Below are 18,485 nucleotides of genomic sequence, written 5' to 3'. Positions count from 1 at the left end.
AACCGCAATTATGGCCGCAGATATAGTCGGGTTCAGTCGCTTGATCGAACGCGACGAGGTCGGTGTTCTACATCGACAAAAGACAATCACGAAGTCAATAATCAAGCCCGCGCTCGATCTGCATCACGGAAGGATAATAAAGACGACAGGTGACGGCTTTCTCGCTGAATTTCCTTCAGTGTTTGCCGCGGCGAATTGCGCGATTGAACTGCAAAGGACGATCCTCAACTCGCAGGCCGAAATTGCGGAAGGAGACCAAATCAGCTACCGGATGGCTGTGCATATTGGTGATGTCGTTGCTGACGAAGGTGACTTGTTTGGAGATGGTATGAACGTTGTTTCCCGTCTTGAAGCGTTCGCCGCTCCGGGAGGCATCGTTGTATCTGATGTTGCTTGCAAACTATTGCAGAAACAACTGCCCGTCCGCTTCGTCTCGGGAGGCAAAAAGCAGCTAAAAAACATACTTGAGCCGGTAGAGATCTATCATATCAGCGTTGACGGTTTTGGAGACGCAAACGTAGCCGTCGAGCCATTGGGCAAGCCAAGCAGGCGCCTGAGGCTTGGTGTGTATGCGCTCGGTTTGGGTCTGCTTTTGGTCGGGACATGGTTCGCGGTTACAAGCTTTCCGAGCCGTCAAACTGAAAACGATTTGTACAATGGTCGCACGTCGATTGTCGTGATGCCGTTCAGTGACACCGGGTCGCTCCAGGGACAAGACTATTTTGCTGACGGACTGACGCATGACATCACGACCGATCTATCCCAACTTCCAGAGTTGTTCGTTATGTCACGCGCGAGCGCCTACAGTTACAAATCTACGAGCGCTGAGCCCATGCAAATCAGCCAAGATTTGGGCGTACGCTACATTTTGTCCGGAAACGTAAGGAAAGTCGAAGACACGATCCGCATTAACCTGACGCTGGTGGATGGCACGACAGGAGGGGAAATATGGGCAGAAAGGTTTGATGGCGAAACAGAAAATGTTCTCGCTTTTCAGGATCGGGTCGTCAATCGAGTAGTGTCTTCTCTGCCGGTGGAGCTCGACGTCCAGCAAGTTGCCAGAAGCGAAATTGGTGGCACCCAAAACCCTCTTGCTTTTGATGCATACCTTCAAGCTCTGCATCTATACGACACTGGCACAGCGCAGAGTTTCGCTGAGGCTGTACCTTATCTTGAGGTCGCTACGAAACTTGATCCCGACTACGGGCGAGCATATGCGCTTCTGGCTCTGATTTACTTTGAAGCTTGGCAAAACTACTGGCACGCAGAATTTGGATACCAAACCGAACTGGAGCGCCGGTTTCTCAAAAGGTCTTCGGAAGAGACACTCAAGTTAGCGAAACAAAACCCTACCGCACTCGCTTACCTGGTGACGGCGCAAATTATGCGTGTCGACGGCAAAACCAATGAAATGTTTCAGCAAGCCGTCAACGCCTTGGAGGTTGAACCGAACTCAGCTGACGCTCTATACACACGCGCTTTGGCCCGCCTGCTCAATGGTGAAACGAATGCGGCACTTACAGACATTGAGAAAGCCATCGCTGCGAACCGAATTTACCCGACGTACTACCTGACGTTAAAAGGCGGCATTCTGTTTTCTCTTGAGCGCTATGAGGAAGCAGCGCCTGTCTTGGAGGTAGCGCGTTCGAGAGAACCTTCTTCGCGGGATGCGCTGATGTTCAATGTCGCAACTCTTTCCATGCTTGGTCGTTCCGTTGAGGCTGAGATGCGGGAAATCTGGAGGCTTGGAGAGCGCATTCACATTTACAAAACCCGGTGGCGTTTCAAAAATGATAGCGATTGGGACAGATTGGCTGATGCGCTTCGATCTGCCGGCGTCTCCGAAGATTACTAGTCAAGTAGCTAAATCGATCGACTTGCGCAGATCTTTTTTCAGCGCTAGATGCCGCCTGGCGGCGAACGGCGTCTTTGTCCGCACAGTGGACATTCAAGCAAGTTGCAGCAAACGACCGGTATGCGGACAAACCCGCCGTTCCCTGAGAAAACGGATAGGCATACCTTTTTAATGATCGCTTCCACGGTCTTTGGTCAATTCGAGATCTTAGTTACCGATCATTCCACTGCACGTTTACAGTTATTAGGCATGTTGCCGGTTCTAACAGTCTATGAACGTGGTAGTGTTTTCGAGCCAACTTGCGGGAAGTAACCATGAGTCAACGTCGTCTTGCTGCAATTGTGTCTCTCGATGTCGTCGGCTTCAGTCGGATGATGCAGGGCGGCTCCAAGCTACTTCTCAAAACACTGAACACCTTGTACCGCGATTTGGTAACGCCGATCGTTGAGCAAAAATCTGGCCGGGTGGTCAAACTGTTGGGCGACGGAGCATTGATTGAATTTCCGTCAGCAGGAAACGCCCTAGAAGCGGCAATTGCGATCCAAACCGAGCTAAGAGAGCCAGACCATCCCTATTTGGTTCCGGAACGTATCCAGCTTAGAGCGGGTTTGCATGTCGGCGACGTCACCGTCGATGGCGACGATATCTTCGGAGACGGCGTCAACATCGCTGCGCGGCTCCAATCGGCAGCTGAACCCGGGGGCATTCTGGTCTCAAAGGTACTTTGTGATCTTGCCGGAGCGGACTATGCCAAACGTTTGCGCCGAGAAGGGCTTCACACGTTCAAAGGCATTGAACAGCCGATCGAAGTTTTGTCGATCAACTTCACCGATGAACATGTGTCCAAATCGCGCGCTAACTTCGCCAAAACACAGGAAATTCGTTATTGCAAAACTAACGACAACATTAGTCTGGCCTGGAGCTCAGTTGGGGACGGTCCTCCGGTCGTAAAGGCGCCAAGTTGGATTGGACACTTGGAACTTGACTGGCGCAATCCGGGGAAAGCTCCAATTTACACTTCCATCGCTCAACGACATCGTTTGGTCCGTTTTGATGCCAGGCTCAACGGTCTATCCGACTGGGATGCAGAAACTTGCACGTTCGAACGGTTCGTTGATGACTTGGAAACCGTTTTCGACGCAGCGGGTATCAAACGCGCGCCGATCCTTGCGATATCGCAGGGGTCCGCAGTGGCAGCTGCCTTCGCAGCGCGCCGACCTGACCGTGTGTCTGCGATCGTAATGATAGGTGGGTTCCCTATTGGTCGGGCAAAAAGAACGTCGCAAAAAGATGTGGAACGCGCCAACGCAATTAAGCAAATGATGACTGCCGGGTGGGATGATGATTATCCGTCTCTGCGTGATTTAATGGCGCAAATCATCGTGCCGGGCGCGAGCCAAGAAGAACGGCGGCAATATGCCGAAGATATGCGCAAGATGATTTCACCCGAAAACATGGGGCGGTATCGCGGCGTGATTGATAACATCGATATCACACCGATATTGTCCGAGGTCGAAGTGCCGTGCCTTGTTTGTCATGGGACGAGTGACAGGATGCAGCCGGTCGAACAAGGACGGTTGTTTGCAAAAGGATTACCCAACGCGAAGTTCATCGCCTACGAAAGCTCGAACCATACCATCCCTGACAACGACCCGGAATGGCCGCGTTTTGAGAGGGACGCCTTGGCTTTCTTGGCTGAACACAGCTGAATTATTGCTCCAAGTGCCTTCGGGTCTGGCGCTATTTCTCTCAAAACAAATGCAACAAGAGTACTTCGCCAGATTAATGGAACACAGAGTTGCGATAAATGCAGTCAGGCTCTCCTACGCCCAAGACGTCGAGGGAGAGTCGGTGGTCTTTGTTCATGGATAGAATGCGGATCATCGGGTTTGGGATGCGCACCGTGATTTAATCGCCCCACATCCGATGCAGCTTCCCGCGAAAGTAGACGTTCAAGCAAGTTGTCGCGAATGTCTGCAACGCGGACTTTTCTGCCGTTCGCACTGTTCAGCCCAACTGGCGCTTTCGGCCCAAACCGGTCGCTCAACTATGGACTAGATTGCTGTAGTCGCAGCCCGCTTTCCGGACATTCGCTGCAAGCCTGCAGTGACAGGCGCCCCTCAGTTCAATCGTTGAGGCACCTGCGTCGCGTTGCTCCATTGCCGGGGCGACTGGCCGTACATCCGCTTAAATTCGCGGCTGAATTGAGAGGAGCTTTGATACCCCACATCCCATGCCGCCTCCGACACGGTCTTTCCTTCCGCAATCTTCATCGCAGCGTTGTTCAGCCGCATCGATTTGACAAACTGGATCGGAGACATTGTCGTGGCTTCCTTGAAGCGCCGATGGAAGACCGCGCGGCTCATACCAACGTGGTCGGCCATGTCGTCAATGGTGACCTGTTCGTTCAAGTGGGTTGAAAGGTAGTCGATTGTTCGCGCGATTTCGTTGCCGACGCCATAGGCCCGTCTTGCCGCCGCCCCAGCTTCGCCCATGAGAACCGCGTAATACAACTCGCGCAGTCGCCCATGTCCGAGCACCTCCAGGTCAACCGGATTGTCGAGCAACTCGAGAAGCCGCCACAGTGCCTGCGTGAAACCGACATCCCAGGACGCTAGTTCCAAAGCCGAAGGCGCATTCCCTTGCGGCTGTCTACGTCCTCCAGTGGCGGCCTCGATCTCCATCGTAAGCTCTCGCATCATGCGTCGATCTAATGTGATCATGACTCCCAGTAGCGGGTCCCTTTCAGAAGCTCGTGGTGCGCCTGCTTCGACCGGCAAAGTCATGGGGCAAAGCAGGTATTTGTCGCTTCCGTACACGTAATGCTGTCCGTCCAGTACGGCTTCCTTGGCGCCACTGAGAATGGCCACGACCGTGGGCTCATAGACGGCAGGAACACAAGGCACCGCCTCGGTCACCCGGAAAAGCTGGACGCCCCTTAGTGCGGTATCAACAAGGCCTGCATCTGGCAGACGGCGCTCGACAAGGTTTTTGATCTGGTCTTTGCTCATGCACTAAAGCTGGCAGGGAACTTTCTTCTTTGCAACGGGGTTGAGACGATTGGGCAAATAATCGAGAGGATATCGCCTGTATCTGTACCCAGTCAGATTCTATCTGTGCGTTCAAGCAATAACACCACAACCGCCGGCCAAGGCTGGAAGGAGATAGAATATGGCAGATACGACATTCGGACCTAAAGGTTGGACACCCGAGCGCCTCGGCGACCAGTCGGGCAGAACCTACATCATCACCGGTGCAAACGCTGGCGCAGGCTTTCAGGCCGCGCGCATCCTTCTCAAGAAAAACGCCAAGGTGGTCATGCTGAACCGCTCTACCGAGAAATCAGAGGCGGCAATCGCGGACCTGAAACAGGAATTCGGCGCGAAAGCAGATGTGAGCTTCATCCGCATGGACCTGTCCGTTTTGGATAACGTGCGCGAGGCTTCCGAAGAAGTTCTGAAGACGGTGCCTCGGATCGACGCGCTGATCAACAATGCGGCCATCGCTCAGGTGCCGACGCGCAAGCTGACCGTCGACGGGTTCGAAAGCCAGCTTGGCACCAACCACTACGGACATTTTCTGCTCAATGGTCTGCTCTTTGACCGCATCGCGGAATGCAAGGGCCGGATCGTGGTCGTTGCGAGCCTCGGCTACAACATGGGTCTCAAAACAATCAAGTTCGATGACATGAACTGGGGTGAGGGCTACGGCGCAAACGCCGCATATTCGCAGAGCAAGCTGGCGCAGATGATGTTCGCCTACGAACTGCAGGACCGTCTGGCCGCGGCGCGGCGCACCTATGTTGAGGTCTACGTTTGCCATCCCGGCTCATCGGCGACGTCTCTGATCACAACAAGCGGCAGCCGCACAATGCGTTTCATCTGGTGGCTGATGACCAAGACGCCGATGGTCCAGACCGCAGAACAAGGCTCATACCCTGAGGTCATGTGTGCCACCGAAGAGGCTCTGAGCGCGCAGCGCGCCCTTTATGGACCGACGGGCCGTCTGGAAGCGGTCGGCCCGGTCGGCAAAGGCACACTGAACGCGCATGCCCATGACAAGGCTGTTATGTCGCGTCTCTGGGAGGTGTCCGAAAAAGCAGTTGGGTTCGAGTGGAACCTCTGATCCCATTGCCACCGGAACCGGCAAAGCAAATGCAGATCGGTTCAGCCTAAAGGACGCGGAAATATGATCGCAGCGCGCAGTAAGGGTCGCTTTTTGAAAGACGGCCCTAGGCTCCAAAGAATGCTCAATTCCCCCTAACTCCAGTCAATTAGCCTCCGCCTCTTTGAACGTAAGTATTGCTGTAACGTTCGGCAACGTTATCTACGTCGCACGTCAAAGTCTCGCAGGCTTGTTTGAGGGCCAGATGCCTCAATCATACCTTGCATGATCAGATGCTGAAGCCTCCCAGATAAGAACACATCACCCAACAAGTTGTGTTCGTCGCATCGCCCCATGGCCGTACCGACAACGCGCGCAGCAGGTGTCCAGTTTGTTGCACAGCATGATAAAAGTAGACTGTCATAGAGATTGTCGGAAACATCGACGATCTTGCCTGCTTCCCATATACGCAGTGTAGCACCACTGTCTCGCAGGCGCAGAAAATCAGAAGAAAGCGTTGCTCTTGTGACCGGGTCTACCGCTTCGCGTTGATCAAAAAGGCTCGCCAGTAAAGCCGGAGTTTGCGGACCTATATACGGCAGTGACTTTAAGCCAGTCGTTCCAACTCGGGTCACCGAACCTTTGAAAAGGCGCAGGCCATGACATGCCATCTCCAAAAACGTCCGCTCTGATGCATTCTCACCCGCCCATATGCAAACTTCCGGCGTGAGATCCTGCGTCAAATGGGCCGAGATCCGGTCGAAATCGACTAGTGACGGAAAGGGATCGTCAGGCAACTGGCCATAGTTTTGGAAAAGCTCTCTGAAATATGCCGCCCGCGATTGTTTGTCGTTCAAAGGCCCGTGGCTCAGATCATCATCGAACACATCCACGTGCCCTGTCAGGCCGTAAGTTGCAACTGCCGCGCGTAGACAACCTCCGGCACTTCCTCCCAAAACCAGATGTAGATATGCGGGCTGTGACATTGGTTACCTTTGGCTTAAGAGCGCGATTTGGGTTGTCAGGGGACACGTCCCGGCTTGGGGGCACGCAGCTTGAAGTAAATCATTTTCCGCGCAGTTTCCCAGTCTGAATTTTTCCACTTGCACATGAAACTTGCACTGCCGCTGTTTTTCGTAAGCCTTTCAAGATGTAAATATAGGACTGCCAGAGCAAAACGAGGGGTTTTACAATGGGTTTCACGCAATCGGTCATGACCTGCCTGTCCAAATATGTCGTGTTTTCGGGCCGCGCGCAGAGATCAGAATATTGGTGGTTTGTTCTGTTCGTCGTCCTGGTCAGCGTTGGGTTGGCGGTACTCAGTTCGGTCCTTTTTGGCACTGATCCGGAAACAGAAGAGGGATCGAACTTGTTGAACTCCGTTTTCCAACTGGCGATGTTGCTTCCGATGCTCGCCGCGGGGTGGCGTCGATTACATGATACAGGTCGTCCTGGATGGTATCTTCTCCTTCCAATGGCCTTCAGTATCGCAACGATGTTCATGCTGCTGACCGGGGTTGCAGTTTTTTCAGCGCTCGAAACTGGCGTTGAAGACCCTGAGACTTTGAGAGAACCAGCAGCCTTTCTCGGTGCAACCGGTTTGATGGTCATGTACGCGATTCAACTTGTCCTTTCTCTCTTGATGATCTGGTGGCTTTCGCGACCCTCACAGGAAGGAACGAATGAATATGGCGCACCGTCATAGCATTACATGACCACTCACTGGCACCTCAATGCTGGAGAACCATTATTGCCTCCTCGTACGAGGAACTTTGGGAGTTAAAAATGAAAAACACTTTCTGGTCTGCGTGTCTGATGTGTTGTCTGTCGGCGGCCCCTGCACTGGCCGAATGGGGCTTCAGCGGCAGCCCGTTGCCAAATGCATTTATTCAGACAAACAACATGACGCTGGAGTTGCAGTGCGACAGGATCAGGTTCGCCCCGGCCGGGTTTGAGGATTCGCAGGATATCGTACGAAAGAACGGCCTTTCTTTTCGTTTTCTGATAAACGGATCGCAAGAAGTTGCTGCTTTTCAGATGGGACGCGAAAACTCGTTCGTCCAGATCGTCGACAACTATCCTGTCGAGATCCAGTTCAGCGACGAGGCGGATTATGCGTTCGTCCTCGACCAGATTGCCGCAAACGCCACCCTGAACCTGTCGATGGTAGATCAAGACGTCAGCTACGGCATTTTTGATCTTAAGGGATCAGGTACAGCCATCCAGTCACTCCGGGCCGAATGTCGGGCATTGGACCAAACCTCCGCGCCTATGGAGGCACCAGAAGGCGTGGTCTATTGCGGCGGCGGTGGGGTCAAACGGCAAATCGAGTTCGTGATCCTCGATGATGCCAATGATGAGTGGGACGCGCGCGTCACCGTGAACGGCGAAACCCAGCGGGCAATGACCTCATACAGCTATTTCGGCAACTCCGAATTGGTCAAGGACTTCGTTGTTGCCCTACTGGCGGAGGATCGGGCCGAATTTCTGATCTTCCGGAACCAGAGGAAAAACTGGCTGGAGTTCGGCGATTATCGGTACGACCAATGCAACTGATGCCGAGATCGAGCGCCGAATCCAGCCTTGTTTCGATTGTCAGGATGCATTTCTGCGCGTTGCTTGCGACGGCTTTAACATTGCCGCAGCCTGCCAGTGCTTCAGAGATATCTGAGCTCCCGGCGCAGCTTCAAGAAAAGATCAATCAGGCGCAACAAGCCTGCTCTGACTTTGAGAACGGTGAATTTGCATTGGAATGGGGCGCTATTGTGCGCGTGGATCTGGACGGAGATCTGAAAACTGACTGGGTGTTGAACGAGGTGTTCTTTGCCTGCTCGTCGGCCGCGTCCCTGTATTGCGGAACTGGCGGATGCATGTCGCACTTCCTTGTGGGTGATGTCATTAGCTCTATCCTCAACCAAGGTTGGGATGTCGTAGATCTTGGTCCCAACCGTGTTCTTCTCACCGATGTTCACGGGTCGCAATGCGGCGGGATCAATCCAACCCCATGTGTCACTGCAAGCGCCTGGGACGCAGAAGATGGCATTTGGCGTAGCACAGCCGCGGAATGGGAGAAGTAGAATGGCAACAACTATTCACTTGAAGCAGCTATTGGCATCCTTCTTTATCTTGCCAGCGACGCTTTTACTCACTGGATGTATTGAGACGCCGGTTGAGGTTGCGGTCAGCGAACCGGACCCCGATCTCGTCTTTGTTCGCGGCTACCGCAGCCCGTCGGATGAATGCCAACTTGTCGGCGAAAGCGCATTCACCGTAGACTTTCTTGATGATGCCGCCGATCTTGTAGCGTGTCCGACGGGCAGCTCAGCAATGCAAACGCTTATGGCTGAGACGGGATCACGCATAGTCACCCAGACGAACAGCTTCTCGTTCTTCAGCTTGCCCTACCGCTGAACCTGTAAATTCAGGACGGACTCCCAATTCTGGAAAGTGGGCCTGTCACACGTCAGGTAGAGTGAAGACCTGTCTTTGCCACGATGCTGGCGTCAGCCAAGTGATCCAGCCTACGGCATCCGCAGAGCGGACCTTGGTGCAAACCGCAGCGAATGGCCGCAATCCGCCGTTACTGCCAAAATGTGTATGCCGCAGCATCTGTCACAAAGGCCTCAGTGCAGTCATTCGCTGCAACTTGCTTGAACGACTGCTTTGCGGAAAATTTTTACTGAAGCGGGAAATGCGTCTTCTTGCTTCAGCCCGTACAAGTGTTGCTAAGAACGCTTTTCTACTAGGTGCGCGATACCCGAAGCCAGTAGTCGTCTCGCCTCGTAGAGTTCACGCTGGCCAGACATCAGGTTTGGAGGCAGAGCACCTATCTTTTCAGAATGCTTGATCGATATCTCTAACCTATCAGCCGCTTCGATTGCTTCTTTTAGTGCAGCCTTGATGGCGGTCCTATCAGAAATGGGCAGGCGAGTTCCAGCCATTCCTCCGCTGTCTGTCCATGACCCTCTCTTCATTTTTGTTCCTCGCTCAGGCGGCCCCATTTTGGTAGCAGTGACTTATCAATTGCGGCGGTCGTTCTATCCGTACGTCGCATTTCCTCGACCTCTGCACGGAGTGCGGACAGTTCTTCAAGCCCTTTGAGCTGGGCATGACGACCCAAGACATCCTGAAGAAGCCTTACCTGTTGCAAGCTGATTTCGCCCCGCGATGCTGCATTTGTGGTCCGCTCTGAAGCGACAAGGATATCTTCAATTGAGCTCAATTTGTTCCTGTCAGCCAATTGAACGAAGTCAGAGCGTGCAGGAGGCCGAACCCGATCAACGAGCCATTGGGCTACGGTTGGATTGCCGTTATCAAGCTCGTCGGAGATTACGTCAGTGGCGCGCCCGAGCATCTCTTCAAGCCGTTCTCCCGCAAGCCGTGCTGCGCGTGCTTTAATGCCATTTGCACCCCGCGGTCGGCCGGTTGACTTTGGCGGTTTGTGCCCGGGCAGGAACTTGCCATCCGGGCCGCGTTTAGCTTGTTGCTCGTCATGGGGCATAGAACCGTCAATCTCGTCATTTATACGTCAATATTACTGACATAATAGCTTAACTTTGCGTTCTTGTCACTGTCTTGGGATTGACCCGTGGGTTACGGAGTTCGAGAGCGAGGTGATCCGCTCCTTCGAGTGAAAAACCAAATCGGCTGTTGCATTCCCACAAAGAAATCAAGACGTGAGGATGCCTCCAAGGCCATCTGGCATCACATGCTCAACGCTCAATTCCTTAGTTACAAGACATGCAACACACCTAGGATGCTCCCACTCAATTCTCAATTTCCATTCCTCAGTGTTGAACGCACGTTGGCCAAGTTGTCTGGATGAAGGAGATAGCACCGCGCGACAGCAAGGTTTTGGACTGCCAAATTGGTTTCATTAGCCCAATTGACAGCAGTTGAAGTCAGGAGAATTCAGTAATATGTGGGGTTCTATGTGGGGGTGAGATGTCCCAACTGGTGGAAAACGCAGCGTTTTCAATGAGGGTATGGTGGCCCTAGGCTCCACCAAATCTCCATTATGGTACGAGCACCAAAGTTTTTCTTTTTTGGCAGCAGCATTTTCCTTTGGGACCGAAGCGGCCTTAAATATTCCGTGCAGCAAATGGTCGGAATGAGCCCTTACTTGACCTTGGACAACACCCAAAGTCTCGCTCGTGCAGCAAGTCGCGAACCGCACATTCCTGACGTTCAGAACGAGGTGGCAAATAGCAGGTGAGCGGACGAAGCTGTCGTTGCACAGCTTTGAGCCAGATTTTATGATTAACGCCAAAAGCCTAATGAGTATAAGAAACCTTGAATGCAGGATGGCCATTGCAACTTCTTACTCAACTGATGGCTTTCGCCACAATTGTATCCGCTCAGACAAGCTTTGCAGAAGGCACTCGCTTTGGTCGCCTTGACGGGTCGTACCTTATCGCCAACCTTGAGCAGGAAGAGATCTGGTCTGCAGAGTTTAGTGAGGCATTTGTCAAGTACACCTGCTTAGAATGCGCTTCTCCCGTCACAGCCTACTTGGAAGCCATCACGCCGTACACGTCTGAACACTATGGAAGTACGAACGAAAGATACCTTTCCGAACGAAAGATTTTTTGTGCGGAATTGGTAGTAAACAGCACCGGTCGATGCCTGAGCACAAGGTCAGCACGTATGCGCGGAGGCGCTCTGTTAGGATTTGTTTCTGAGCAACAAGTTGGAAGTCAGCGCGAGATCGAGATCGTGTTCTTTTACTATGAAAGAGAGTTTGGCCCTGAATTACTGCGAACCAAGATATCGCTCGAAGATGGAGCAATCTTACCAATTGATGCCATAGGAATGTTCCGAGAGCATATGGCAAAACTCACGATTTTTTGGTGATGGAACCGTTCGGGTAGCTTGTGAGTTTGGGCTCGAAGCCGTCGTTCGATAGTCAACAATGAGGAGCGCCTTTGTCCGCCGTGTCGGGCAAAGGCGACTTTCGCGGCAGCCTTGCAACGCTCTGCTTAGCGGTCGCGTTTCAATGTTAGACGGACACGAATGTAAACTGAGTTTCGCCACCCTTCTCTTACGCCAGACTGCTGCGAAGTCTTTCTGCAAACATTTCTGCAAAGCGTTTTGTTGCAGCTGATCGAAACTGCGTGGGAGGATAAACGGCATAGATGCCACCTGTTGGAAGCGCCCAGTCCGGAACAAGCCGGATCAATGTGCCATTTTCGATTTCTCTCTTAGCGAAAAAATCCGGCAGAATGGAAATCCCGGCCCCTTCGGTTGCCATTGCCTTGATCGCTGGTGTTACGTCTGCTCGCAGCGCGGGGTTCATTTGAACGTTACAGGTTTCACCGGTAGCTTTACTAAATTTCCAATTCAGTGAGTTTGGTAAGGCTCTGTGTTCGACGAACGGAAACGCTGCCAATCGTTCCGGATGTTCTGGTCGCCCAAGTTGCTCAACCAAGTCAGGCGACGCCACTACGATTTGCTGAAAGTCGGCCAACTTGCGCGCGACGTTGGCGGAATCGGCAAGCCAGCCTACCCGATATGCAATGTCAAATCGTGCCTCGACCGGATCGAACCGCGTATCGCTTAGCGTCAAATCAATCGTGACAGCCGGATAGGCGATGCGAAACTCGGCCACGACCGGTGAAACGTATGTTACGCCCATATCGAGAGGGGCGGTGATGCGCAGGTTTCCAGTCGGTTCTGCGCGCCCTTGTTTTACCATATCATAAGCTTCTTCGGCCTGCGCCACTGATGCACGCGCGGCCTCATAGAAGGATTGTCCGGTTTCCGTGAGATTTAGATGGCGAGAGTTGCGCACTACAAGAGTTGCACCAAGCTCTTCCTCCAGCAATTGAAGCTGCTTGCTGACAACCGCCTTGCTAATACGCATTCGTTCAGCGGCCGCAGTAATCGTTCCCTCTTCCGCGATGGCAACAAAGTACTCCAGACGATTTAAGTTCGATTTCTTCATCATTTGTCACTTTTTAACTAACATTGTGTCTACAGTTATTGCCTTTAGTCAACAATGGCGGCGCACTACTTGTGGTTTACCAAAACGGAGACTGCAATGACGCGCTTCACCTACATCTACGATACCTATTGCGGCTGGTGCTATGGCGCGGCACCGGTGATCAACGTGCTGGTTGAGAGTGGTGCTGATGTCACCGTTATGCATCGCCATTTGTTCCAGGGCGCAAACGCATACCGAATGGGCGATGGCTTCGCTCGAATGGCTTTGCAATACGACCGACGCATTGAACAGCTGACTGGCCAAGTGTTCAGTGACACTTATGTTCAAGACATTCTGGGAAACCCGGATGAAATGCTGGATTCCAGCCTGACCGCATACGCCGCAGCTTTGGTTCATGATCAAGGCGCCATGGCGGAGATGAAGCTGGCACATGTTTTGCAACAGGCACGTTATGTCGACGGTATTTCCGCTGGTAACAGCGAAGCGGTTCGTAGTGCCCTGATTGAATTCGGCGTGAACCGTCCGCCGGACGAAGGCAGAAGCCTCGCCCGGCAGATCAGTACGGACGCTGCAAAATTGCAATCACGGTTCGGGTCGCAAGGTGTCCCGACTCTGGTGATGCAAACCGACGGCGGAGCAACCCAAGTCGACGTCTCAACCTACTACCACTTTCCTGAAGAGATCGCGGCATTGGCCGCATAAATGCAAGGAGCATCCCTATGAAGACGATCCTCACTTCTACTGCAGCCATGCTGCTGTCCACCGCAGCCTTTGCGGCTGATCTCACCATCACCGCCTTCAGCCCGAATGAAGGCAGCCTGTTCCCGGTCTCATCGAACCTGATCGAAGGTCCGAATGAGGTGATCCTGGTGGACGCCCAGTTTGAAAAGGACGATGCCCAGCAACTGGTTGATATGATCAAGGCGACAGGCAAATCCCTGACGACCGTCTTTATCAGTCACAAGGATCCTGACTTCTATTTCGGGTTGGATACGATCCGCGCAGCTTACCCGGATGTCAAAATTGTCGCGACACCTGAGACCGTCAAAGGCATCGAGAAAACCATCCAGCTCAAATACGATTTCTGGGGCCCGATCTTGGACGCGAACGCCCCATCCGAATTGATTGTACCTGAGGTTCTGGAAGGCGACAGCCTGACGGTCGATGGTGAAACCCTGCAGGTGATCGGCCTCAATGGACACGATCCGGTTCATACATTCCTGTGGGTGCCTTCGGAAAAAACGGTGCTGGGCGGCGTCGTCCTTTATGAAAACGTGCATGTCTGGATGGCCGACAACCAAACCCCGGAAAGCCGCGACAGCTGGCGTGCAACGTTGGACCAGATTCTGGAACTGAACCCCGAGCGGATTGTTCCGGGCCACGTGATCGGCGACAGTACAGAGGATGCAAGCATCGTTGATTTCACTAAAGAATACGTCGCCGCGTTCGAGGCCGCCGCGGACAAGGCGGAAGGTTCAGCAGAATTAATCGCCGCGATGCAGGCAGCCTATCCCGACTTTGAGAACGTGAGCGATCTGGAACTAAGCGCTCAGGTTATCGAAGGTGAGCGTTCCTGGCCGTAAGTCTAAACCGGCATCAGAGGCCGCCCAATTCGGTCTCTGTATTACGAAAGGGGCGCTGGCCCATCAAATCCGGCGCCCAATCACCAACAGTGCAAAACCCAGTTTGCCGTGAACCACACTGCATTCGCCGTAAGGAAGAGAAGCAATTTTATGTCTTGCAAGTTCGCGAATACCAAAATCACGCAATGCAGCATCATTGGTGCTGTCCTGTTTGCAATCGTTTCGGCGACAACATTTGCCGTCAACGCTCAGGAGCAAAACATGACCCCTTTGGAAATTGTCAAAAGCACCTATGAAGGCGAAACCTCCGAAGAAAACGGTCGCAGCCTGCAGGCGCATCTGGCTCCTGACGCCAAATGGACCGAAGCAGCGGGTTTTCCCTATGCGGGTACTTACACCGGTTTTGACGAGATCGCGAAAAACGTGTTTGCGCGGTTGGCTTCAGAATGGACCGACTATCGGTTTGACCCTGAAAACTATGTAGCCGATGACCACCGCGTCGTCGCCTACGGCACCTACTACGGGACGTATAATGCAACCGGTAAGGCATTTTCGGCGCGCGTTGCACATGTCTGGCAGGTCGAAGACGGCAAAATCGCAAAATTCGAACAGTTCGTCGACAGCGCGCCTGTAATTGAAGCGATGGAATAGGTCACTCCATCTCATCTGAATACCGATTTCACTCAACATCGGTCGGCGGGCCCGAAACCGCGCCGCCGATCAAATCTCGGGAATGAAGAAAATGATAGCAGTTCTGAACAATCAATCCCCGCGGGTTCTCAGCATTCTACGGATCATGACGGGCCTTCTGTTTATGGCGCATGGAACCCAGAAAATACTGAACTTCCCTGCGCCGCCAGAGTGGGAGGTCGCGACATTCTCGATGTCATGGTTTGCTGGAATGATGGAGCTGTTTGGCGGTGCCTTGATTGTTCTGGGCCTTTTTACGCGCCCGGTCGCGTTCCTTCTGTCCGGTTTGATGGCCAGCGCCTACTTCATAGCCCACGCCCCGCAGAACTTCTATCCGATCCTGAATGCCGGTGATGCCGCAGTTTTGTACTGCTTCATCTTCCTGTACTTTGTATTTTCCGGCCCAGGTCGGTGGAGCCTTGATGCCAAGATGGGCCGCGAATAGCTGAGGAGGAATTTGATGACTCATTCAAAGTCGCGCCGAAAGATTCTCGCAGGAATTACTTCTGCTACGGGAAGTTTAATCCTGTCCCGGACTGCGTTTGCTGCGGAGTTGACACCGCGCGCTGCAGAAGGGCCGTTTTATCCGACCAGATCGATGCGCGTGAGCGATACCGACAATGACTTGGTGAAGATCGCAGGGATTGTTCGCGAAGCAGGTGGGGAAATCATCACGCTCAAAGGTCAAATTACCGGTCGCAATGGCATCCCGATAGCGGGTGCGCGCATCGAAATTTGGCAATGTGACGTGAATGGAAAGTACTTGCACCCCGGCGATGATCGTCCAGTGCCTTACGATCACGGTTTTCAGGGTTTTGGTCACGATATCACGGATGACGCTGGCAACTATGCGTTCCGCACGATCAGGCCAACCAAGTATCCAGGGCGAACACCCCATATCCATGTGAAAGTTCTAGACGGAAGCCGAGAGCTTCTGACCACACAATTCTACATTGATGGTGATCCGGACAATGCGAAAGACGGGCTCTATCGCAGGATGTCGAAGGCGGAAGCCCGGGCAGTATCCATGGCATTCACCGAAGGGCCGAAAGGCACAGAATCCATCGTAAACATTGTTGTCTGACGGGCTCGGTCGGATCAGGAAAGGAACAGATTATGAATAATGCATTGATCGCCGCAGCCATGGCAATCCTGACACCAGCCATTGCCACAGCACAATCCGCAGATGCCTTCACCCATGTTGCAGGCAATGTCTATTACTTCCAGAACGGCAGCTACAATTCGCTTGTTGTCGCCACCGACGAAGGGACCCTTGTTGTCGATCCGAACGGCCGTACGGCACAGCAGCTGCAAGACAATCTTACCGCACTAACGGACCAGCCTGTAACGCATCTGATCTTCTCGCATTCGCATGGCGATCACGCCTCAGGCGGTGATGTCTATGGCGACGATGTTCAGGCCATCGCGCATTCGAATGCCCCGGCAACATTGGGAGGCGTTAGTCTCGACGTCAAGTTTGATCAGGAGCATAGCTTGCAGCTGGGCGAGAACACGATCGAACTGACCTATCTTGGGCCCGGAGACGAAGAGGACATGATCGCGACGGTCGTGCGCCCTGAAAATGTTGTTTTTCTTGTAGATGTCGCCGCACCCGAACGAATGTTCTACACCAGCTTGGGTGGTGACAATGTTGAGGGTTGGTATCAGCAGATACTCACCGCCGAAGCGCTCGATTTCGATATCTTCGTGCCGGGCCACGGTCGCGTAGGCAATCATGACGACCTAACTAACGTTCGGCTCTATATGGAAGAACTGCGCGCAGATGTTTTGCAAGGGCTGCAAGCTGGCAAATCGACGAACCAACTGGTCGAAGAACTTACCTACACCGGACGAAGCCATTGGCAGCAATACGAATCCTGGCGGCCGAGTAATGTGCGCGGCATGGCTCAGCATTTGATCAGCAGCGGAGCAGTTGAGTAAGGAAAATCTTGCTGGTTTTGAGTTTGTAGCACAGGCGCTTGGAGCCCACTGTTAGAACCCAGATAGTGATATCTATTCACCATAAAGATCAAAACGCAGCATTTCAGACAACCTACTGCCTTGGTAGTTATGGGCTCAGAGCGGACATTCGAAGTCAACAATAAGGAGCGTTGGTTTGGCCACACAACAGACCTTCGCTGCAGGTGCAATCTCAATCGATCACGCTCAAGTTCTCAATAGAACTTCGGGCTGTTGAATTAGGTTAGCGGGCCCCAATGCGGACATTCAGCGAAGCCGCCAACGCAGAAGCCAGCACAGCGGAGGTAGCCCGGATCTGGCACAGGCGCTATCGGATCGGTCGTAAACGGGTCTAAATCAAACTCGTTCAAAACGATTGCAGCTAGCCCATCCATGCCCTTTCGAAAATCGACCGGCCTGGTCGCTACATAGAACTTGTAGTTCCCTGAAGGTGTAACCATTTCTACCCCCTTACGTCCTGAATGACCTTGATAAGGCTTTCCACCGGATAATTTGCTGGTAATATCAGCTCTGTCCCTGCCGCCCTTAAACTGAGAGTGCCAGCGATAGGGTCAACGGATACTGGCGCTTCCTGAACCTTGATCTGGGCGAACGCAGGCTCTTTTTCTGGTGCAGCTTCGATCTGTTTCGAGACGTGATGCGCGTTCGCTCGTTTCCATTCGCAAACCATTTTTAAGGAAATTTTACATCCGGCAGCTATTTCGTCGGCGGTCAACTCATCGGTCATTAGTTTGTAGACAATTGTTCTCTTAAATTGCGCCGGCCAGAGCTTCTTCCCGGTTTTCGAAACTGGGATAGAATAGCCGAATGCATAGAAGACATCGCCGATCTTCTTATCGCTAGTTAGGCTGTTTGGGATGTATGCGTTCATTCTGCCTGTGTCCTTTTCAGGCATCATAGAACTTCGAGCAAGTTTTGATCAGGTGCGCTTTAGGGGGTCAGATGCAACGCTTACGATCGGTCGATCCGCACAGGGGCATTGGAGATCATTCGGGGCTTGATCGAACGTGTTACGATCCAACATGAACGGGATGGCGTGCAGATCGAGTTGGACGGTGCACTGGCAGCGATGATTAGCCTAGCCCAGAATGAACAAAGCCGCCTTGCGGCGGCTTGTTCGGTACTTTGTTCGACCCAAGTGGTTGCGGGAGTAGGATTTGAACCTACGACCTTCAGGTTATGAGCCTGACGAGCTACCGGGCTGCTCCATCCCGCGACAGGGTCGAATAAGTGCGATATCGTTAGAGAGATTTTGGGATTTTTCTAGGTTTGGCGGTGACCTACTCTCCCGGGGCTTAAGCCCAAGTACCATTGGCGCGGCAGTGCTTAA

The 18,485-nt window shown here is 53.0% G+C and carries 20 protein-coding genes and 1 tRNA gene; 14 read left to right on the top strand and 7 right to left on the bottom strand.

The window, feature by feature from the left end; genetic code table 11:
* Positions 1 to 10 precede the first annotated feature (10 nt).
* Together AC2FJF_RS20640 and AC2FJF_RS20635 are read left to right on the top strand one after the other, a co-directional pair.
* A complete protein-coding gene (locus AC2FJF_RS20640; protein WP_496726985.1) occupies positions 11 to 1,855 on the top strand; it encodes an adenylate/guanylate cyclase domain-containing protein in 1,845 nt (614 codons plus the stop codon).
* A gap of 314 nt (positions 1,856 to 2,169) precedes the next feature.
* Entirely contained in the window at positions 2,170 to 3,564 is a 1,395-nt protein-coding gene (locus AC2FJF_RS20635) for an alpha/beta fold hydrolase (protein WP_282169975.1), read from the top strand.
* A gap of 411 nt (positions 3,565 to 3,975) precedes the next feature.
* Here AC2FJF_RS20635 and AC2FJF_RS20630 read toward each other — a convergent pair whose 3' ends face one another.
* Complete coding sequence (locus tag AC2FJF_RS20630) at positions 3,976 to 4,866, bottom strand: AraC family transcriptional regulator (RefSeq protein ID WP_496723427.1); 891 nt, start codon at positions 4,864 to 4,866, stop codon at positions 3,976 to 3,978.
* Positions 4,867 to 5,026: 160 nt separating this feature from the next.
* On the opposite strand from AC2FJF_RS20630, the gene AC2FJF_RS20625 reads away from it, so the two are divergent.
* Positions 5,027 to 5,980 (top strand): SDR family oxidoreductase, encoded by a 954-nt coding sequence (locus tag AC2FJF_RS20625; RefSeq protein ID WP_282169977.1) that lies wholly within the window; start codon positions 5,027 to 5,029, stop codon positions 5,978 to 5,980.
* A 197-nt stretch (positions 5,981 to 6,177) separates the two neighbouring features.
* Here the strand turns inward: AC2FJF_RS20625 and AC2FJF_RS20620 are convergent, their stop codons facing one another.
* Positions 6,178 to 6,945, bottom strand: a complete 768-nt coding sequence (locus tag AC2FJF_RS20620; protein ID WP_282169978.1) for a DUF3658 domain-containing protein — start codon at positions 6,943 to 6,945, stop codon at positions 6,178 to 6,180.
* Positions 6,946 to 7,151: 206 nt separating this feature from the next.
* Here AC2FJF_RS20620 and AC2FJF_RS20615 point away from each other — a divergent pair, with 206 nt between their 5' ends.
* The 4 genes from AC2FJF_RS20615 (at position 7,152) to AC2FJF_RS20600 (ending at position 9,370) form a co-directional block, all read left to right on the top strand.
* Entirely contained in the window at positions 7,152 to 7,664 is a 513-nt protein-coding gene (locus tag AC2FJF_RS20615) for a DUF805 domain-containing protein (protein ID WP_282169979.1), read from the top strand.
* Between the two features lie 80 nt (positions 7,665 to 7,744).
* Entirely contained in the window at positions 7,745 to 8,515 is a 771-nt protein-coding gene (locus tag AC2FJF_RS20610) for a hypothetical protein (RefSeq protein ID WP_496726984.1), read from the top strand.
* Positions 8,515 to 9,036: a hypothetical protein gene (locus AC2FJF_RS20605; RefSeq protein ID WP_496704870.1), complete on the top strand. Its 522-nt coding sequence runs from the start codon at positions 8,515 to 8,517 to the stop codon at positions 9,034 to 9,036. The genes AC2FJF_RS20610 and AC2FJF_RS20605 overlap by 1 nt, the downstream gene beginning before the upstream one ends.
* 1 nt (position 9,037) lies before the next feature.
* Entirely contained in the window at positions 9,038 to 9,370 is a 333-nt protein-coding gene (locus AC2FJF_RS20600; protein WP_496726983.1) for a hypothetical protein, read from the top strand.
* Between the two features lie 559 nt (positions 9,371 to 9,929).
* On the opposite strand, the gene AC2FJF_RS20595 is transcribed toward AC2FJF_RS20600, so the two are convergent.
* A complete protein-coding gene (locus tag AC2FJF_RS20595; protein WP_496726981.1) occupies positions 9,930 to 10,460 on the bottom strand; it encodes a hypothetical protein in 531 nt (176 codons plus the stop codon).
* An 830-nt stretch (positions 10,461 to 11,290) separates the two neighbouring features.
* Here AC2FJF_RS20595 and AC2FJF_RS20590 point away from each other — a divergent pair.
* Positions 11,291 to 11,812, top strand: a complete 522-nt coding sequence (locus AC2FJF_RS20590; protein ID WP_496726980.1) for a hypothetical protein — start codon at positions 11,291 to 11,293, stop codon at positions 11,810 to 11,812.
* A 187-nt stretch (positions 11,813 to 11,999) separates the two neighbouring features.
* Here AC2FJF_RS20590 and AC2FJF_RS20585 read toward each other — a convergent pair whose 3' ends face one another.
* On the bottom strand, positions 12,000 to 12,902 hold the full coding sequence (locus tag AC2FJF_RS20585; RefSeq protein ID WP_496726979.1) for a LysR family transcriptional regulator: 903 nt from the start codon (positions 12,900 to 12,902) through the stop codon (positions 12,000 to 12,002).
* 96 nt (positions 12,903 to 12,998) lie between these two features.
* Here AC2FJF_RS20585 and AC2FJF_RS20580 point away from each other — a divergent pair, with 96 nt between their 5' ends.
* The 6 genes from AC2FJF_RS20580 to AC2FJF_RS20555 all read left to right on the top strand — a co-directional run bounded on the left by AC2FJF_RS20580 (position 12,999) and on the right by AC2FJF_RS20555 (position 17,116).
* Positions 12,999 to 13,604, top strand: coding sequence for a DsbA family protein (locus AC2FJF_RS20580; protein ID WP_496726978.1), 606 nt, complete (start codon positions 12,999 to 13,001; stop codon positions 13,602 to 13,604).
* A 17-nt stretch (positions 13,605 to 13,621) separates the two neighbouring features.
* Positions 13,622 to 14,485: an MBL fold metallo-hydrolase gene (locus tag AC2FJF_RS20575; protein WP_496726977.1), complete on the top strand. Its 864-nt coding sequence runs from the start codon at positions 13,622 to 13,624 to the stop codon at positions 14,483 to 14,485.
* A 261-nt stretch (positions 14,486 to 14,746) separates the two neighbouring features.
* Positions 14,747 to 15,136 carry a nuclear transport factor 2 family protein gene (locus AC2FJF_RS20570; RefSeq protein ID WP_496726976.1) on the top strand — a complete coding sequence of 130 codons (390 nt, stop codon included), beginning with the start codon at positions 14,747 to 14,749 and terminating at the stop codon, positions 15,134 to 15,136.
* A gap of 82 nt (positions 15,137 to 15,218) precedes the next feature.
* Positions 15,219 to 15,620, top strand: a complete 402-nt coding sequence (locus AC2FJF_RS20565) for a DoxX family protein (protein WP_496726975.1) — start codon at positions 15,219 to 15,221, stop codon at positions 15,618 to 15,620.
* A gap of 15 nt (positions 15,621 to 15,635) precedes the next feature.
* Positions 15,636 to 16,259 (top strand): dioxygenase family protein, encoded by a 624-nt coding sequence (locus AC2FJF_RS20560; protein ID WP_496726974.1) that lies wholly within the window; start codon positions 15,636 to 15,638, stop codon positions 16,257 to 16,259.
* A gap of 32 nt (positions 16,260 to 16,291) precedes the next feature.
* Positions 16,292 to 17,116: an MBL fold metallo-hydrolase gene (locus AC2FJF_RS20555; protein ID WP_496726973.1), complete on the top strand. Its 825-nt coding sequence runs from the start codon at positions 16,292 to 16,294 to the stop codon at positions 17,114 to 17,116.
* A gap of 257 nt (positions 17,117 to 17,373) precedes the next feature.
* Here the strand turns inward: AC2FJF_RS20555 and tnpB are convergent, their stop codons facing one another.
* From tnpB to AC2FJF_RS20540, 3 genes are all read right to left on the bottom strand, one after another.
* A complete protein-coding gene (tnpB, locus tag AC2FJF_RS20550) occupies positions 17,374 to 17,595 on the bottom strand; it encodes an IS66 family insertion sequence element accessory protein TnpB (RefSeq protein ID WP_496726972.1) in 222 nt (73 codons plus the stop codon).
* Between the two features lie 2 nt (positions 17,596 to 17,597).
* Entirely contained in the window at positions 17,598 to 18,026 is a 429-nt protein-coding gene (locus AC2FJF_RS20545; RefSeq protein ID WP_496726971.1) for a hypothetical protein, read from the bottom strand.
* A gap of 268 nt (positions 18,027 to 18,294) precedes the next feature.
* Positions 18,295 to 18,371, bottom strand: a tRNA-Met gene (locus tag AC2FJF_RS20540).
* Positions 18,372 to 18,485 lie beyond the last annotated feature (114 nt).

This window comes from Ruegeria sp. CDSB013 (assembly GCF_059611165.1).
This window is presented reverse-complemented; position numbering and strand designations above follow the sequence as displayed.

Bases quoted from the DNA above. Each gene is read 5' to 3' on its own strand.
- AC2FJF_RS20640 (WP_496726985.1), top strand. From the start codon at position 11: ATGGCCGCAGATATAGTCGGGTTCAGTCGCTTGATCGAACGCGACGAG.
- AC2FJF_RS20635 (WP_282169975.1), top strand. From the start codon at position 2,170: ATGAGTCAACGTCGTCTTGCTGCAATTGTGTCTCTCGATGTCGTCGGC.
- AC2FJF_RS20630 (WP_496723427.1), bottom strand. From the start codon at position 4,866: ATGAGCAAAGACCAGATCAAAAACCTTGTCGAGCGCCGTCTGCCAGAT.
- AC2FJF_RS20625 (WP_282169977.1), top strand. From the start codon at position 5,027: ATGGCAGATACGACATTCGGACCTAAAGGTTGGACACCCGAGCGCCTC.
- AC2FJF_RS20620 (WP_282169978.1), bottom strand. From the start codon at position 6,945: ATGTCACAGCCCGCATATCTACATCTGGTTTTGGGAGGAAGTGCCGGA.
- AC2FJF_RS20615 (WP_282169979.1), top strand. From the start codon at position 7,152: ATGGGTTTCACGCAATCGGTCATGACCTGCCTGTCCAAATATGTCGTG.
- AC2FJF_RS20610 (WP_496726984.1), top strand. From the start codon at position 7,745: ATGAAAAACACTTTCTGGTCTGCGTGTCTGATGTGTTGTCTGTCGGCG.
- AC2FJF_RS20605 (WP_496704870.1), top strand. From the start codon at position 8,515: ATGCCGAGATCGAGCGCCGAATCCAGCCTTGTTTCGATTGTCAGGATG.
- AC2FJF_RS20600 (WP_496726983.1), top strand. From the start codon at position 9,038: ATGGCAACAACTATTCACTTGAAGCAGCTATTGGCATCCTTCTTTATC.
- AC2FJF_RS20595 (WP_496726981.1), bottom strand. From the start codon at position 10,460: ATGCCCCATGACGAGCAACAAGCTAAACGCGGCCCGGATGGCAAGTTC.
- AC2FJF_RS20590 (WP_496726980.1), top strand. From the start codon at position 11,291: ATGGCTTTCGCCACAATTGTATCCGCTCAGACAAGCTTTGCAGAAGGC.
- AC2FJF_RS20585 (WP_496726979.1), bottom strand. From the start codon at position 12,902: ATGAAGAAATCGAACTTAAATCGTCTGGAGTACTTTGTTGCCATCGCG.
- AC2FJF_RS20580 (WP_496726978.1), top strand. From the start codon at position 12,999: ATGACGCGCTTCACCTACATCTACGATACCTATTGCGGCTGGTGCTAT.
- AC2FJF_RS20575 (WP_496726977.1), top strand. From the start codon at position 13,622: ATGAAGACGATCCTCACTTCTACTGCAGCCATGCTGCTGTCCACCGCA.
- AC2FJF_RS20570 (WP_496726976.1), top strand. From the start codon at position 14,747: ATGACCCCTTTGGAAATTGTCAAAAGCACCTATGAAGGCGAAACCTCC.
- AC2FJF_RS20565 (WP_496726975.1), top strand. From the start codon at position 15,219: ATGAAGAAAATGATAGCAGTTCTGAACAATCAATCCCCGCGGGTTCTC.
- AC2FJF_RS20560 (WP_496726974.1), top strand. From the start codon at position 15,636: ATGACTCATTCAAAGTCGCGCCGAAAGATTCTCGCAGGAATTACTTCT.
- AC2FJF_RS20555 (WP_496726973.1), top strand. From the start codon at position 16,292: ATGAATAATGCATTGATCGCCGCAGCCATGGCAATCCTGACACCAGCC.
- tnpB (WP_496726972.1), bottom strand. From the start codon at position 17,595: ATGGTTACACCTTCAGGGAACTACAAGTTCTATGTAGCGACCAGGCCG.
- AC2FJF_RS20545 (WP_496726971.1), bottom strand. From the start codon at position 18,026: ATGAACGCATACATCCCAAACAGCCTAACTAGCGATAAGAAGATCGGC.